Genomic DNA, 15,546 nt, shown 5'->3' with positions numbered 1-15,546 from the left:
TTACAAAATGGCTAAAATGATAAGGACATAATTCCAAAATGAATATTTTGTTATTTTTTTATTAAGGAACTTTATATTGTTGACGTTATCGCCAGGAAATCAGAAAGCCCGAAAAGAAGAAAATCGTTACTGATCTCAAAATAGCCTGTTTATCTTTCCTGGTGAATACCATTAAAGACATAATCAAATAATCCGAAAAACAAAAGCTGTAAATAACACGATGAGCCCCTGTCTCTGGCTGTTTTGCTATGCCAATGGATGCTGGATGTGTTCCGCTTAGTAATATTTGCAAATATGCCCTGAACAAAATATGCCACTTGCTCAAATGGCAGTGACCACGTATTACACAAAAAGATAAATATGATAAACGAATTGAAGGAAACACACAACCAGAATGTTGATCAGCAAAATGGTTTCCACCACCTGCTTGATGAAATGTCTATTCCTTATCAGGAGAGTGGGCACTATCTGGAAGTGGGCACGTTGCCAACTACTAATGGATGGGCTTTGGTTTTATCTGTGGATATTCAGCAGGTTGCCGCTCTGATTAAGAAAGTTTGTTCTGTGTTGTATGAGGCCGGGACTCCATTCAGAGTTATTAAAGATCAGAAAATTGCAGCCCGGAAAAATGATTTCTGGTTTGGAGTAAGTGAAGTGGGAAAAATCATTATCATATATACTGTTGAGGAGAAAAAAACCAAAGAATTGATCCCTCAATTGAATATAATAACAAAGGGATTTTATGGGCCCATGGTAAATGATGCTATAAGACTGGGAGAAGTTATCTATGTGACATTTACTACCTATACTGAACAACAGGATACGGCGGGTAATATGATCAAGGTGGAAAATATAGTAGTTCCTGATTATAAGAAAATTCCTTTCAGGATTGATCGAAAGTACCAATACTGGAAAAAAAAGAAACTATTAAAAAGACGTTATGTACCCTTGATAATGCTAAGCCGATCACCTAAAGGCGATTTGTTAAAGTCAGTTGATTTAAAAGGCTTAAAATTTAACTGGTGTTTTATAAAGGAAGGAAAATGCCATGTTTTTGTTGATAATCATGGTAGATATATAAAGGACAGGTTGCAATGGCAAGCGAAAGTTCTGCAGGAACTATCAGGCCATGTGCCGGTTCCAAAATTTATCGATTATTTCGAACAGGGCGAAGAGAGTTATCTGGTAATGGAGTTTTTGGAAGGGGTTGACCTGTATACGAAAATCGAAGGGATATACCTTAATAGAAAATGGGATGAATTGTCTGATGAATCACATCATCAATTGATCCGGTATTATCTGGATGCATTAGGGATAATAGAGAAAATACACACCCTTGGTTATGTGCATAGAGATGCTACCCCCAGTAATTTTATGATACTCAATTCTGGTGAAATGTATACGATAGACCTGGAATTGTCGTATAACCTACACAGAAATGAACCTACTCCTCCTTTTACATTGGGCGTTTTTGGGTATGCTTCTCCAGAACAGATAAAGGTTCAAATTCCTACTGTGAAGGAAGATGTATATACCATGGGAGCCTTGCTGTTGCATGTCATAACCGGTAGACATCCTAATTTAGTTATAAGTCCTGATAGTGAAGTGGCGGTGGCAGAAATTGAAAAATATTTACAGGTTGGTGCTTTACTGGAGCTAATATTAAGATGCTTTGATACGGATCCGGATAAGCGGCCTGAACTGGAAGAAATCAGACATACGATAGAAGAAATATTCCACTAAATAATGAAATATGAAAAAACAACAGTTAACGGACATTGCTGTGTTCGCGTATATTTTGATGTTTTCCTATGCGGCTGCCAGTAAGCTGTTTGATCTACATATGTTTCAAATGCAATTGAAGCTGCAGCCTTTTAGTGAATCGTTAAGACCTTTTATAATGTGGGGAATCCCTATTGTAGAGTTGTTGATAGTGACAGTATTGTTAATTCCCAGACACAGGATCATTGGGCTGAAACTGGCGACAGGGTTGATGATTATCTTTACTGGTTATATATCGATCGCAAAAATGGGGGTCTTCCGTTATATTCCCTGTAGTTGCGGAGGGGTCATCAGTAAGTTTACATGGACCCAGCATTTGTGGTTTAACCTGTTCTTTTTAGTGTTGGGGGTATGGGCGTTGTTAATTCATTTTAGGAAAAAAGATTTAAATCTTAATTAAGATACTGATGCGCATAGTACAGGTTATGTTGTCCTGTTTAAAAAACGACAAATACTCATTTAATAACCTTTAAAAAATCAGATTTATGAAAAGGATTAAAATTGCTTTCGCAGCATTATCAGCTGTTGCTGGTATTGGTGGTGCTTATGCAACCACACATCAAGGTGAATCATCTCGTATAGCTCAAACTTACACTTGGCGTACTGTTGTTCAACCTTCTAACAACATAACTCTTTATACACATACCACTGTAGCAACAGCTAAAGTTCTGTCAGGCTGTACTGGTTCTACTCTTGTGCCTTGCTTACGTGGAACTTCGCCAGGTGTGCCTGTATTTACATTATATAAACCTTGAGTATTATTTTTTCAAAAGGAGATAGCGGGAGCTATCTCCTTTTGATGTTTGTTGAAACTATAGAGAACTATTTGTTAAGTTTTTATTAGTGGTTTAGAAAAATTAGGTGTTAAAGGAGATAAAACTTATGAAAAAGACTAAAGTGGCATTTTCTGCCTTAGGAGCCTTGATAGGTATTGGTGGTGCTTATGCCACCACTCATCAGGTCATTTCCGGAAAAGTAGATATTAATACTTACAATTGGTATACACCTGATGGGCAGCTAGCTTTTAGGTCTACTATTTTACCGGCCAGAAGTGCTTGTCCTGAGCTCGTTGGATACGTTTGCTTGCGTGGCACTGCGCAAGGTATACCGAATGTTACATTATTTAAAAGATGATGTTTTTTTATTAGGTATATTTTTTGGTGTAAGAAATAGTTATCCAACCACCTATGTCTAATTGGAGAAAAAAAATTAGAATTATTTTACAATATTGTCAGCTGTTGAAGGTATTGAATGTATTGAATGTAGCTTATCATGCCATATGTCAAGATGAATCAAATTTATATCGTATCAACCAAAATTATATCTGGCATGCAAGTGGCCTTGGTGTTGTTTACGCTGCGATGACTCTTGTTACTGTAGAGAACGGTGTTTGGGTGTTCTAAAAACGGTGTTATTATCTGCTTATGTAGAACACCAATAGGTGTAACCTGTGTTACAATATTTAGACCTGATTCAATGTTACCTTCTCCCAAATGAGATAAATAGGTACTGTCTATCTTTGATGTTTGTTTATGCTATAAGAATGGAAAATAGTTTTTATTTCTACCATTTCAGTTTCCGGAATTACTTGTTCTGCAATTGCAGGTAAGGTTTGCATGCAGGTACACTATACCAGGCATACATGCAGTTTGTTGTTTAGAAAATAATTCTGTTTTTACAGCGAATCGATGTTCTATAGAATAATTTTTCAGTTAGGTATAAATAATTGTCACTATGAAAAAGATTAAAATTGCTTTCGCATCACTTTCAGCTGTGGCTGGTATTGGTGGCGCTTATGCAACCATGCATCCAAGTGAATCAAGTTCATTCCGTGTGGCCCAAACTTACACTTGGCGTACTATTATTGTTGGTAAAGTGGTTTATACTAGTACCACCGTGTCAGCAGCTAGATTTCTGTCAGATTGTACTGGGGATGTTGCGATTCCCTGCTTACGTGGCACAGCCCCTGGTATTCCTCCTGTTACTTTGTTTTCCCATCTGTAATGCTTGAGAGTTGTAAATTTTGAAGAGATTTATGTTGAAAATTGAAGTAGAGTTCGCTATACTATTAACTATTGCAGATGGTGGTGCCTATCAAAGTGAATCAAATATCTCGTAGCTCGAACTTATAATTGGCATACTCTTAATGTGAGAATTGTTTACATTGCTATAATTAATGAAATTGTTTCGAGGTTTTCAGTGTGGACCGGGTTTTCTTCCGCCTGAGAGATACTTCTATACGTGTAGTTCCTGTTATTTTATTTATCCCATGAGTATTGATCTCCATACTGGAGAGGCATCTGAATCCTAAATAATTATTCTTTTAATGAACCTAACTTATAAACAATTTTATTTATGAAAAAGATTAAAGTAGCTTTCGCAGCGCTGTCAGCTGTAGCCGGTATTGGTGGCGCATATGCAACCACCATTCACAATGATTCAAATTCATCCCGGGCGGGCCAAACTTACAATTGGTATAGTTGTGAACCAGGTAGTGGGGTTATTTACGGTAATACTACTGTTGCAACTGCTGAACGTTTTTCAGGATGTAATTTGGTTAATCTCAACTGTTGCTTGCGTGGTACTCACCCAGGTCTACCATCGGTTACTCTATTCAAACCTTGACTATCACCTTTTTAAAAGGAGATAGCGGAACTTATTTATCTACTATTGTGGCTGTTGTTGGTATAGGTGGAGTTATGCAACTGCGAATAAAATTCCCATAGGCTTTTGCAGAATATAATTGTTGTACAAGGAACGAGGGTCTATGTTATAGTCATATCGGTAAAAGTACTGTTATGCAAGTGTGTGGTTATGATGAAATGTTGTCTGTTTTCTGCTTGCGCTGTACATGGCCGGGCAGATCTTTTACAATATTTCAGACATGATTTTTTTACTGGAGGAGACAGACAAAAAACTGTCTCCTCCAGTAAATATTACTTTGGTCCTTAAGAATGTTATTGTATATCCTGAAGGACTACGGTGTTATCACTTCTCACTTCCAGATTTATATCTAATCCATATTGATTTAAACTTTGTTTGATTTTGGAAACGTCAGTGGTATTGGGAAGTACCAGATCTAGGCCTCCACGGTATCCTGTTTCATTAATCATGTCATGTGATAAGATAGCGTATATACGTGATGCAATGAAACCTTGTATTGGCACGTTTTTGAGAATGATGTTGTTGTCTTTATCAGTGCGATCAGCACGAGCATTATCTTTATTTTTGAAATTTTCATTATTTTTTAGCCTGGTAAGCACATAACATGGTTTGCTTACATTCTCTTTTTTAATGATACTTTTTAGATTAAAAAAACGGTCCAATTCCTTTTGCATTTGTGTTTTGATTTTATCATCAGTTTCAGATGAGTCTCTCATGTAAATTTCGAAACAAAACCGATTGTCCCCGGTTCTATTATTATCAATTAATCTGAGTGAGTCTTTGCATGCATATATTATTTCTATCGGCCCATTGTCTTTATACATACTATATGCAATCTTATACAACACAGTAGCGCTGAAATTCTGACATATAAGTTTACGTGCTCCTTTAATTTTGAAATCTGAGAGTGTCATAGATGGTACCAAGGGATTGTAGGTTCCCATCCAGGAATAATATAATTTGTTTTTTCCTGAATTTTTTTCTTCATCCACAATCAGTAGTGGTTTTCCGATAAGCGTTTCTTCGTCTAACATTTCTTTTTTTTCCCGAAGATTTAATGCATTCCCATGAATGAATTTTTCAAAATTTTCAGGAAGAAGTTCATACATGTTGGTGATGGCCTGTACAACGCCGGCTTTGTCTATCCATACGTCATGTGGCTCCCCGAAATGAGGAAACATGTTTCTTATAGTGTCTGCAGCATATACAATCGGTAACTTAAGTGATTTTAGGGTTTCATTTTTTTTAAGAAACGATTTTATGGCTTCTTCTTTTTCACTGGTGACGAGAAGTACATTAAACTGGTTTTTATATGCCTTTTGAAGAGAGTCTAACTGAGGTATAAGCGCAATACATGGAGCACAGTGCGTATTCCAAAAATCTATTATCAAAGGTTTGTCATTGAATGCAGTTAATAAACTAGCTTCTTTTGAAGAGTAGTTTATCAATTTTAATTTTACATCCGGACATTTTTCTCCAATGTTTACCTTTTGAGCACTGGCACTATAATATAGTTGACAATTAATGAAAAAAGGAATCAAAAAAGCGAGGAAATGGTTCATTTTTCTAAATTTAGGTGACCTTTGAATAAAATTATTATTAATTATATCCATTGTTTTGAGTTAAATTTTTATTCAGCAGAATTTCCTGGTTGGGTACTGGAAATAGTGTATCTGTATCTTGCCAGGCTGGTTTTATAGGTTTTAATATTGTATTACATAAATGAAATCTCTTTAGATCAAACCATCTGCTACCCCATTCCATCATTAGTTCAATTCTCCTTTCCTTTAAAACAGATGAAAGTGCCTGATCTTGTGGAAGTCCCATAGGAAGATCAGGTAGGACAGCATTATTGGTACCTCTTGCTCTTTTCCTCAGTACGTTTAAATCACCTATGCCATCATCTGTTTTTCCCTGTCTTATTCTGGCTTCAGCCCGAATAAGGTATTGTTCTGCTAACCGAAGAACCATATAGTGCTCTGTTATGACAGAACTAAAGGAAAAAGGTACCTTGTATTTAAATGGAAAGTAATAGGTTTGGTTGGTTATAGTTTTAGAACCTATCCAGGCACTTTTTCTCGGATCACCCGGTTCAAATGCATTTAATAACTGATCACTAATAAGATAAACCGGTATGACCAGGGGGCTTGTTGTTAGAAAAGTTGAGCCTTCTCTTGTATTGATTCCTCCTACTACAGATGCCATTTGCCAGATAGCCTCATTGCTGGTTGATAGGAAAACTTTGTTTAAATCGCTCTGAAGAATATATTTAGGAGAATTAATAATATTGTTGGCTTCCGTTTCTGCCAATTTCCAATTTCCGGTAAATAGATAAACTCTTGCAAGGAGTGCCGCTGCGGTGTAGCTATTAGGCCTGAGTCTCCCATCTGAAGGGTAGTTTTCGGCCAGAAGATTTTTGGCATCGGTCAGATCGTTAATAATAAGTCCATAAATGTCGTTGACGGAATTTCTTCCTTGTACGGACGTAGTATTATAATCCGTTTTAGTGATCAGTGGAACATCTCCATACAACTGAATTAGATAGAAATAGAATAAACTCCGGACTACTTTACATTCTCCTAGTAATTGGTTTTTAATTCTAGGGGACATCCCATTGCTGGCAGTAAGCCCTTCTATGCAAGCATTAGCCTGATAAATGGATAGATATGCCGGACGCCAAAAGGCATTTTGGTTAGTTGAGTTAGTACTTGAGATAGAATTTGTTTGAAACTCTTTGAGATCAGGAGTATTTACGCTACTAATCAATTCGTCAGAGGAGAGACCGGTATAAATAGTGGTTCCTCCTGAACCAATAGTCAGAAAAGAGGATGATATCCTTGAATATAAACCAGCAACCGCGGTAGTAGCACTGGCATCATCATTGAAGAGTTGCTGTGTTGTAATTTTATTGCCGGGAGTATCTACCTCAACAAATTTGTTACAGGCCGCTAAAGAGAATAGTAACCAGAGATATAACCCAACCATAGTTTGGGAAAAGCTCTTTTTCCAAAATGATTTTATGGACAAAAAACTCATATAATAGATGCAGACTTTCATATATTATAGATTAAAGTATTTGGTTTATATATTATTTACTTTCCTGGCTACAATGTTATTTGTAATCCGCCTGCGATCGTTTTTAATGGCGGAATACCGAAGAGATTTTGTGTCTCCGGATCTCCCAGGAATTTTGTTATAGTGAAAAGGTTTTGCCCTTGTATAAAGACTTTTCCTCCTTTTAATTTAACGGCCTTTAGATAATTATCAGGAAAAGTGTAACTAAGTGAAACGTTTTTTAGCCTTATAAATGAGGCATCGCTATACATGCCGCTTGATGTCGCAAATAATGATCCCTGTTTATAAGCATCGCTGCCAATGGTGGCAGTGAATTTTTCATAAGTAGCATTTTCACCGGACTCCCTCCATCTGTCAAAGACTGCGGTTGGCTGATTATACATTAATCCCGGATAGTAGTTGTATGAATAGATGGAAGCCTGTGTGTTTCTTCCAAGCTGCTTCCTGAAGCTAAACATAATATTTAACTGGAATCTTCTGTAAACAAGCTCACTTCCTATAGAACCATAATAATCAGGATTGGTTCTCCCAATATATTGGTAATCTTTGTAGTCGATTATATTATCCTTATTAAGATCTTCAAAGGTATATAGCCCGGTTTTAGGATCGACACCTGTGTATTTTAATTGATTTATCATATTGATTGATTTCCCAATTTGATATGTACTAGCATATGGAGATGTTTCAAGTGATGGGAAACTTACCAGTGTATTTGATGGAACTGTCAGATTGGACTGGATGTTCCATCTGAGCTGTTTAGTGTTGATGACTTTCAGGGTTAATTCAAATTCCCATCCTTTATTTACAATAAGAGCTGGGAGATTTTTGGTAATTGAAGAAAATCCTGTTTGTGAAGGAAGTCTGTAACTAACGAGTTGATTACTGCTATTGTTTTTGAAAAAGGCTGTTGATAAAAGTATTCTATCGTGCCAGAGTCCTAAATCCATGGAGACTTCCATTTTTTTGTTTTTCTCCCAGCTAAATCCAGGGTTAAACGGATTGTCGGGATAGACACTTACCCCTCCTTGATAGGCTAATGTAGAGCTCCAGGTAGATAGGTATCCATAATCTATTATTTGGTCATTTCCTGTGATACCATAACTCCCTCTTATTTTACCATAACTTAAAAAGTTGATATAGTGGCTGAAAAATGCCTCATTAGTAAAGATCCAGGCCAAACCCGCTGCACCAAAGTTGGAAAACCTCTTATCAGGGCCGAACCTGGACGATCCATCTCTTCTACCTGTAAGGTTTAGTATGTATTTGTTGGCATAGGCATAGTTAATACGCATAAACAATGCCTCATACCGGTATCTGGATTCATCCGAGGATTTGCCGCTTACATTGGGGGCCGCACCAATGGAATTAATTAAGTTATCCGTGGTATAGCCGTTTAGTGAAAAATAAACATTGTCTCTTTGGTTTGTCTGCCAGGTGCTGCCAAGCAATACATCTAGTTTCCCTTTCAGTAACGAATGGGTATATTCTATTTGAGGCTCAATGATCCAGCTTTTGAAATTACTGTTTGAATAAACAGAAGAACCCGTTGGGTTGGTTGACGGATCAAACGAAGCAATAGGTTTTATCTGCTGTTCTTTGATGTTCATAATATTGAATCCTGCACTGGTACGAAAGATGAGACCTTCTGCTATTTTGTAATCTACGGTCATGTTATTCAGAAAATTATTTGTAATAGCATTGTATTTTTGAAGAAAAGGTGCCATTGGATTCTGGAAGGTTACTCCTCCTTTCATCCAGTTTAAATGTCCTGTCGAATCATAGAGCTCCGGGATATTGGGAGGAAGTTGTATATTTATTGCACTTGCAGGTATTAGTTTGTTATTGTCAAATGTCGCCAGTGAAGTGAAGGCTAAATTAAGTTTTCTATTGGGGTTGGTATGATGCAGGTATAGTTTGATGGAGGAGTTATTGTCTGCTGCATCGGTGGGTAAAACGGTTGTTTCTCTATGAAAATTACCTCCTATGGAAAACTGAGTTTGTTCGTCGCCTCCCGAAAGTGTTAGACCTGCGTTTAGTACCTTCGCGGTACCTCCGTAAATCAGTTTTTGAACATCTGTATATCTCGTAGTGTCCCATATCATCAGGTCTGGCGCAAATGCAGGAGAGCTGGGCGAAGCACTTGGTGTGAGACCATCGTTTTTATATGCTTCCCGGCGCATTGCAAGATATTGCGGTGTGTTCATCATATTGAGCATTCTGGCAACTGTGCTAATCCCGGTATTGATATTTGCATTGAGGGTTGTTTTTCCTACTCTGGCCTTTTTAGTTGTTATGAGAACAACCCCATTAGCTCCCCTGCTTCCATAAATAGCCGTCGCATCAGCATCTTTCAGTACTTCTATACTTTCAATGTCTGCTGGATTGATCATGCTAAATGGACTTAATCCGCCGTCTTTTTGAACAAGCATTGAGTTTAAATTATTGATGTTGTCATTGTTTGGAGCAAATGGTATTCCGTCTATAATATACAATGGCTCCGACCCGTTAATCAATGAATTCTGCCCTCTCACCTGTACTTTCACAGAAGCTCCCGGTGCTCCGCTGCTCTGTGTAACCAACACCCCAGGTACCTTCCCTTCCAATGCTGCCAACGGATTAGACACCGGCTGTCTACTAATCTCTTCAGCTGTTACCTTGCCAATATTCCCCGTATTCAACCTCCGTGAAGTAGTACCGTAAGCCATCACCACTGTTTCATCCAGTCTGTTATCGGCCACTTCGAGTCTCACCTGAATAGGATCTGCTGTAGCATTAACTATCTTAGGTGTAAACCCGGTATAGCTGATCTGAAGAAGAGCACCACGTGGCACATTGGCGATGGTGAATTTCCCTTTTTCGTTAGTCACAGCACCTTTCTGTGTTGATTTTACAATGATAAATGCTCCGGGTAATGGAACACCGTTCTGATCTCTTACTACGCCGGAAACCGCATTGCCAGCTGAGTCTGCCGGTGCTGCGCCAACAGATGCTGCTGGTTTTTCAGGCTTCAACACAATTGTTTTGGTTCTGAATTCCCAGGTAATGCCTTTGATAGAAAGGATATCTTTCAGGACATCATTCAGTAAAGCCTTTTTTACGTATATGCTTACCCGATAGTCCTGCACCTGATTGGTGTTATATAAAAATACCAGCCCTGTTTGTTTTTCGATACCCTTGAATACTTTGCTGATAGGGGCGTCCTTAAAAGAAAGTGTGACTTTCATTTCTCCCTGACTGGATGCTTTTGCAGGTGGGGAGGTGTGCAGCATACCGGCAAAGAATACCAGTGTGATGAGCTTACGAAGCCAGTTTTCGCGCATTAAATGTGTAATGTTCATGACAATGCGTTGATAGGTTTTGGTGAATTGTTGTTGATGTTAAAATCAGGTACTTCTACTATAAAGACAACAATTAATTTCCGCCGGCCTAACAACTCAACTTTTTTTTCACGTTAACTTAATGTTACGCAGGTAACAGAAAATTAACATGTAAATTCATTTTTGCCCGTTTTCTTTGCATCTCGGATTTCATAACAACTGATTAACATCTTAATCTTCATCCATTCGCCTAAAACCCCATGCTATACCTTATTTTCATGTAAGATTAACGATATGCTTTAGCTCGTTACACGGTTTACAACAAGGAAACTAATCAAAACTGCTCTTACAAGGAGTATCATTCATTCCCTTAATAGCCTTAATTGCCACACTTAAATGATGTCAGTCCTTTATGGTAACTGACCTGTTTATCTCTTTGATGAACGTTTCCGTCGTATGCCTTGTTATTATTGATATATCGTTACCGAATACACTGCCATGAACAGATATGAGAATGATATGATATTATGGCAAAAGCTGAAGGAACATGATCCGGACGCATTTGGCTATATTTATACAACCTACCGCAAATGGCTGACTGTAGTCGCTTATGGTATTGTTCATCATGAAACGGAAGCCCAGGACCTGGTCCAGAAATTCTATATAGACCTCTGGCAGATGGACTGGAGCAAATCCGCTGCTCTCACTGGTCCGATCAGAAATTTCCTCTTTATCAGTATTCGTAACCGTTGTCTCAATTATATCCGCTCAAGCGAAATCATGCGTAAGAGGGCTGCACGCCTGCAATTACCACCTGACTACGAACCTCCCACCGATATTCTGGAGAATAAGGAATTACAACAACACCTGTCTGATGCGATGGCACAGTTGCCAGCCGTTAGGGCAAGGGTGTTCAAACTGGGCTATCTGCATCAATATACCCGCCAGCAAATAGCCAACTACCTGGGCATCAGTGAAGCCACTGTGAAAACACACATGGCACTTGCCCTGAAAGATCTGCGGAACCTGCTGAAAAATAAAGTTTATTGATCATTAGCCCGCCTTGTGAAAAAAAGTGTCTTATTTAAGTAATGAGAGCCAATTTTAAAATACAGCAACTCATGATGGAGAAAATCGGAGGAATTATTAACGCCGCCGATGAAGCCTATCTCGACCACCTGATCGAAACAGACAGCGTGGCAGCCACGCTATGGCAACAAACAAAAAAATTATACTCTTCTAAAGATATTGACAACGGCTTCAGCCGGTTCGATCATTTGCCCTGGCAGGACATTACCGCACTGCCAATCAACGGGAATAAGGCCGGCACAGAACACGATCTCTATATATGGCCCGAAACGTCCGGCTATATTGCAACACCGGATGGTATCTTCCCGCTGACATCACCAGATAAATCACTGGAAGATCAGCCACAGGAACAGCCTCCTCCAATGATACAACCAGATAGGGTTATTCCGCTGGTTCAACTGGATAAAGCGGCCCCACTTGTACAACAAGACCAACAGCATGACATTATCTCCCTTGGACATGCTGCAACATTGCCACCATCAGCGGAGACAACTATAACAACAGCATCCGACTCTCAGGGCGGGCGTATACACCGGCTTATAAGAACATGGGCCGCCGCCGCAGCTTTATTATTCGTCGCCGCCACTTCCTGGTGGTATTTCCGGTCTGTACAGACCCCTCACCGGCATTTAAGCCTCTCAGATAAAAACAAAGGCGTACAACTCCAACTGGCCAATGGAAAAGTGGTGAATCTGTCTACCGACAGTGGTACCATTGCCCTGCAAAAAATTCAATTTAACAACAATAATAAAACGCTTTCGCTGGCAACAAGTACCATCGATGAATCCAAAGGAAACGAAAAGTTAACATTGGCTGTTCCGGCCGGCTTGGATTATAAGGTACAACTACCTGACGGTTCCTACATATGGCTCAATTCCACCACTACCATGCGTTTTTCAGTACCTTTCTCAGGTGCCTCCAGAGACGTATTTATTGATGGGGAAGCGTTTATCCAGGTTGCCAAAGATGTCAACCGCCCTTTCTTCGTGCATACTGCACATAGCACCGTTCAGGTATTGGGTACTTCTTTCAACATCAACTCCTATGATAAGGATGTTGTAAAAGTATCACTGGTAGATGGTGCTGTTAAAATGAAAGATGGAGAAGAAGAGGTAACACTTAAACCTGGACAACAAGCCGTTGCCACTGGCAAAGGAATCCAGGTACGGCCTTTTGATGAAATGGAAGAACTCAGCTGGCGCCAGGGCCTCTTTTATTTTTCAGGCGCTACCTTGTCAGAGATATCCCGTGTATTGCCGCGATGGTTCGGTATTCCCGTTATTATGGACAATAACCGTATTGCCAAGGAAACCTTCACCGGCAGCATCGATAGGAACCAACCCATCATCATATTCCTGGATGATCTGAAGTCAACGACCACAGTGGATTATTATTTTGATAATATAGGCAGACTGCATTTTAAATAAATGAGATCTGCGCTCTAAACAAATTGTTGCAGATAATATAAGCCGGATCATCTCCCTCTCAAATACTAAATCAGGGAAAACGCAACAAATAATCAATAGGATACAGCGACAACTTTCCTGCATCCTGATGTCTTGGCCTTTATTTCCGCTGCATGTAAAACTTTCAACAACTTCAGTTACATTATTACATTCGTTTTCCCCATCGGATTAATACCATCCATGATCATCTCCTTTGTTGTTACTTTAATTATCAACAGAACCGCTTCGTACCTGCCGGTTGATGCTACGGTCGTGCATGATTATCGATGACCGATAATTACTACTTATCCAGCCACTGTTTAAACAGCGGCACTTTCTCTTTGCTGACGAGGATTTCTCTTTCCGGGTCGCGTTTAAGCCTGATCTGTAGTTTGCCGTTGAAGGAATGGAGAATACGATCTATACTGTGGATGCCGATGATATGTTGGCGGTTGGCCCGGAAAAACTGAGCGGGGTTCAGCTGTTCTTCCAGTTCGTCCATGGTTTGGGTGACCACCACCTCCGATTTGTCTTTTAACACAAGACGGGTGGTGCTGTAGGCATAGTAGGCAAAGTCAACATCTTCTACGAGTACTGTTCTGTAGCCGTCCCGGAAAGGGAGCATAAAGCGGGTACGGTAGCTTACTTCTTTTTGTTTGAAAAACTCCAGCAGCTGTTGCACCATCTCGGTAGGTCCTGTTTGTACGGGCTGCCGGTGGATCTTGTCAAGGGCCTGCCGCAGGTCTTCTTTTTCTATGGGCTTCAACAGATAGTCAATGCTATTGACTTTGAAGGCCCGGATGGCGTATTCATCATAAGCGGTGGTAAAGATAACCGGGCATTGGAGAGATACCTGCTGGAAGATGTCGAATGACAAACCATCTGCCAGTCTGATATCCAAAAGGGCTACATCGGGGTGGGGGTGTTGTTTGAACCAGGCCACACTGGCACTGACAGTGTCTAGAATGGCTTCAATTGTAGTATCGGGGGATATATCGTGTACCAGATTTTTAAGCCGGGTTGCATTGGGCTTTTCATCTTCAATAATAACTAAACGCATAAATTAATTTTAGAAATCCAGTAAAGGTAGCGTCACCATAAACATGCCATTCTCTTCCTTTATCTCCGGCGTCTGGTCTGATAACAAACCATAGCGGTTTTTGATGTTTTCCAGGCCCAGCTTGGTGGAAGGAATCACGTTGGGAATACGCTGTGTATTGTTGCTGACAGTTAATTTGCCTTCTTCCTGCTGATAAATGCGGATATGCAGTGGCTGTTCACCCGAGGCGACATTGTGCTTGATTGCATTTTCAATAAGCAGTTGCAGGGTAATAGGAGGGATGCCGCGGTTCGTGATCGAATCGGGAACGGTGATCTGTATGTCTACGTTGTTACCATGGCGGATCCGGATCAGGTAGATATAAGCCTTTATGAATCGTAGTTCGGCTCCCAGTGTAATGATATCATTGTTGAGGTTAACAATCATATACCGGTATACCCGGGAAAGGTTCTCCAGAAAAGACAGCGCGGTGTCTTTGTCTTCTTCAATCAGTGCGGAGAGGGTACTGAAATTATTGAACATAAAATGCGGGTCCAGCTGTAATTTCAGGGATTGCAGCTGCGACTGCATGGCTATCTGTCTTAATTCAGCCGCTTTAAGCTCCAGTTCGGAAGCTTCCAGCATAGAGGTTTTCCAGCGTTGCAGGAAAAAGTTGCCGGTATGAACGGCGCTGATCAGAATAGACAACATCACACATACGAACACAAACTGCCATTCATCCAGTTTCTCCGGTATAGTAGCTGGTTTGTTTTCGGGAGGACCAAAGATGAGAGAGAGTGTGACATATAAAATGCTGAGCAGAATGCCTACCGAAATGATCTGGCCAAAGAGCTGGGCGATGAAACGCCGTATGGGCCATCTCTCCCAGGGGATCCGGCGGTCCATCCATCGGGCGGTGATCAGACTCAGTTCCGTGATCAGCCAACAGAAGATCATCATGATCGTCCACTCGATGATGAGTTCCCTCCAGCTTTGTTTGAACATTGTGGACCAGGATTCGCTGTAGGGGTTTACCAGATAGGACAACAGGTAATACAGGAGAAATATCATCGGGATGATAAATATCCGGTAGTACCTGTTGAACATTTTTTCTGCCATGTTATTCTTGCTCATT

The 15,546-nt window shown here is 39.9% G+C and carries 13 protein-coding genes; 8 read left to right on the top strand and 5 right to left on the bottom strand.

The features are described 5' to 3' along the window. The first annotated feature begins 360 nt into the window (after positions 1–360). The 6 genes from DF182_RS00395 (at position 361) to DF182_RS00380 (ending at position 4,407) form a co-directional block, all read left to right on the top strand. A complete protein-coding gene (locus tag DF182_RS00395; protein ID WP_113613714.1) occupies positions 361–1,743 on the top strand; it encodes a serine/threonine protein kinase in 1,383 nt (460 codons plus the stop codon). A gap of 10 nt (positions 1,744–1,753) precedes the next feature. Then, positions 1,754–2,182 carry a MauE/DoxX family redox-associated membrane protein gene (locus tag DF182_RS00390; RefSeq protein ID WP_113613713.1) on the top strand — a complete coding sequence of 143 codons (429 nt, stop codon included), beginning with the start codon at positions 1,754–1,756 and terminating at the stop codon, positions 2,180–2,182. An 85-nt stretch (positions 2,183–2,267) separates the two neighbouring features. Beyond that, positions 2,268–2,537 (top strand): hypothetical protein, encoded by a 270-nt coding sequence (locus DF182_RS32070; RefSeq protein ID WP_147243296.1) that lies wholly within the window; start codon positions 2,268–2,270, stop codon positions 2,535–2,537. Between the two features lie 127 nt (positions 2,538–2,664). Continuing rightward, entirely contained in the window at positions 2,665–2,916 is a 252-nt protein-coding gene (locus DF182_RS00385) for a hypothetical protein (protein ID WP_113613712.1), read from the top strand. A 600-nt stretch (positions 2,917–3,516) separates the two neighbouring features. Continuing rightward, entirely contained in the window at positions 3,517–3,786 is a 270-nt protein-coding gene (locus DF182_RS32065; protein ID WP_147243295.1) for a hypothetical protein, read from the top strand. 351 nt (positions 3,787–4,137) lie between these two features. Continuing rightward, positions 4,138–4,407 carry a hypothetical protein gene (locus tag DF182_RS00380; RefSeq protein ID WP_147243294.1) on the top strand — a complete coding sequence of 90 codons (270 nt, stop codon included), beginning with the start codon at positions 4,138–4,140 and terminating at the stop codon, positions 4,405–4,407. Positions 4,408–4,739: 332 nt separating this feature from the next. Here DF182_RS00380 and DF182_RS00375 read toward each other — a convergent pair whose 3' ends face one another. The 3 genes from DF182_RS00375 to DF182_RS00365 are packed head-to-tail and all read right to left on the bottom strand — an operon-like array spanning position 4,740 to position 10,859. After that, entirely contained in the window at positions 4,740–6,008 is a 1,269-nt protein-coding gene (locus tag DF182_RS00375) for a TlpA family protein disulfide reductase (RefSeq protein ID WP_161964009.1), read from the bottom strand. Between the two features lie 37 nt (positions 6,009–6,045). Continuing rightward, the gene (locus tag DF182_RS00370; protein WP_113613709.1) at positions 6,046–7,503 is read right to left on the bottom strand and encodes a RagB/SusD family nutrient uptake outer membrane protein; all 1,458 of its coding nucleotides are present in this window, start codon (positions 7,501–7,503) and stop codon (positions 6,046–6,048) included. A 47-nt stretch (positions 7,504–7,550) separates the two neighbouring features. Next, a complete protein-coding gene (locus DF182_RS00365) occupies positions 7,551–10,859 on the bottom strand; it encodes a SusC/RagA family TonB-linked outer membrane protein (protein WP_113613708.1) in 3,309 nt (1,102 codons plus the stop codon). Positions 10,860–11,336: 477 nt separating this feature from the next. On the opposite strand from DF182_RS00365, the gene DF182_RS00360 reads away from it, so the two are divergent. Together DF182_RS00360 and DF182_RS00355 are read left to right on the top strand one after the other, a co-directional pair. Beyond that, a complete protein-coding gene (locus tag DF182_RS00360; protein ID WP_113613707.1) occupies positions 11,337–11,888 on the top strand; it encodes an RNA polymerase sigma factor in 552 nt (183 codons plus the stop codon). Between the two features lie 71 nt (positions 11,889–11,959). Continuing rightward, entirely contained in the window at positions 11,960–13,354 is a 1,395-nt protein-coding gene (locus DF182_RS00355) for a FecR family protein (protein ID WP_161964008.1), read from the top strand. Between the two features lie 319 nt (positions 13,355–13,673). Here the strand turns inward: DF182_RS00355 and DF182_RS00350 are convergent, their stop codons facing one another. Further along, positions 13,674–14,432 (bottom strand): LytR/AlgR family response regulator transcription factor, encoded by a 759-nt coding sequence (locus DF182_RS00350; protein WP_113613705.1) that lies wholly within the window; start codon positions 14,430–14,432, stop codon positions 13,674–13,676. A gap of 9 nt (positions 14,433–14,441) precedes the next feature. Then, the gene (locus DF182_RS00345; protein WP_113613704.1) at positions 14,442–15,545 is read right to left on the bottom strand and encodes a sensor histidine kinase; all 1,104 of its coding nucleotides are present in this window, start codon (positions 15,543–15,545) and stop codon (positions 14,442–14,444) included. Position 15,546: the final 1 nt, after the last annotated feature.

The sequence above is a fragment of the Chitinophaga flava genome (assembly GCF_003308995.1).
Classification (GTDB): Bacteria; Bacteroidota; Bacteroidia; order Chitinophagales; family Chitinophagaceae; genus Chitinophaga; species Chitinophaga flava.
The sequence above is the reverse complement of the archived record's forward strand: the minus strand, read 5'-3'. Positions and strand labels throughout refer to the sequence as shown.

Bases quoted from the DNA above. Each gene is read 5' to 3' on its own strand.
- DF182_RS00390 (WP_113613713.1), top strand. From the start codon at position 1,754: ATGAAAAAACAACAGTTAACGGACATTGCTGTGTTCGCGTATATTTTG.
- DF182_RS00345 (WP_113613704.1), bottom strand. From the start codon at position 15,545: ATGAGCAAGAATAACATGGCAGAAAAAATGTTCAACAGGTACTACCGG.
- DF182_RS00375 (WP_161964009.1), bottom strand. From the start codon at position 6,008: ATGAACCATTTCCTCGCTTTTTTGATTCCTTTTTTCATTAATTGTCAA.
- DF182_RS32065 (WP_147243295.1), top strand. From the start codon at position 3,517: ATGAAAAAGATTAAAATTGCTTTCGCATCACTTTCAGCTGTGGCTGGT.
- DF182_RS00360 (WP_113613707.1), top strand. From the start codon at position 11,337: ATGAACAGATATGAGAATGATATGATATTATGGCAAAAGCTGAAGGAA.
- DF182_RS00365 (WP_113613708.1), bottom strand. From the start codon at position 10,859: ATGAACATTACACATTTAATGCGCGAAAACTGGCTTCGTAAGCTCATC.
- DF182_RS00355 (WP_161964008.1), top strand. From the start codon at position 11,960: ATGATGGAGAAAATCGGAGGAATTATTAACGCCGCCGATGAAGCCTAT.
- DF182_RS00385 (WP_113613712.1), top strand. From the start codon at position 2,665: ATGAAAAAGACTAAAGTGGCATTTTCTGCCTTAGGAGCCTTGATAGGT.
- DF182_RS32070 (WP_147243296.1), top strand. From the start codon at position 2,268: ATGAAAAGGATTAAAATTGCTTTCGCAGCATTATCAGCTGTTGCTGGT.
- DF182_RS00395 (WP_113613714.1), top strand. From the start codon at position 361: ATGATAAACGAATTGAAGGAAACACACAACCAGAATGTTGATCAGCAA.
- DF182_RS00350 (WP_113613705.1), bottom strand. From the start codon at position 14,432: ATGCGTTTAGTTATTATTGAAGATGAAAAGCCCAATGCAACCCGGCTT.
- DF182_RS00380 (WP_147243294.1), top strand. From the start codon at position 4,138: ATGAAAAAGATTAAAGTAGCTTTCGCAGCGCTGTCAGCTGTAGCCGGT.
- DF182_RS00370 (WP_113613709.1), bottom strand. From the start codon at position 7,503: ATGAAAGTCTGCATCTATTATATGAGTTTTTTGTCCATAAAATCATTT.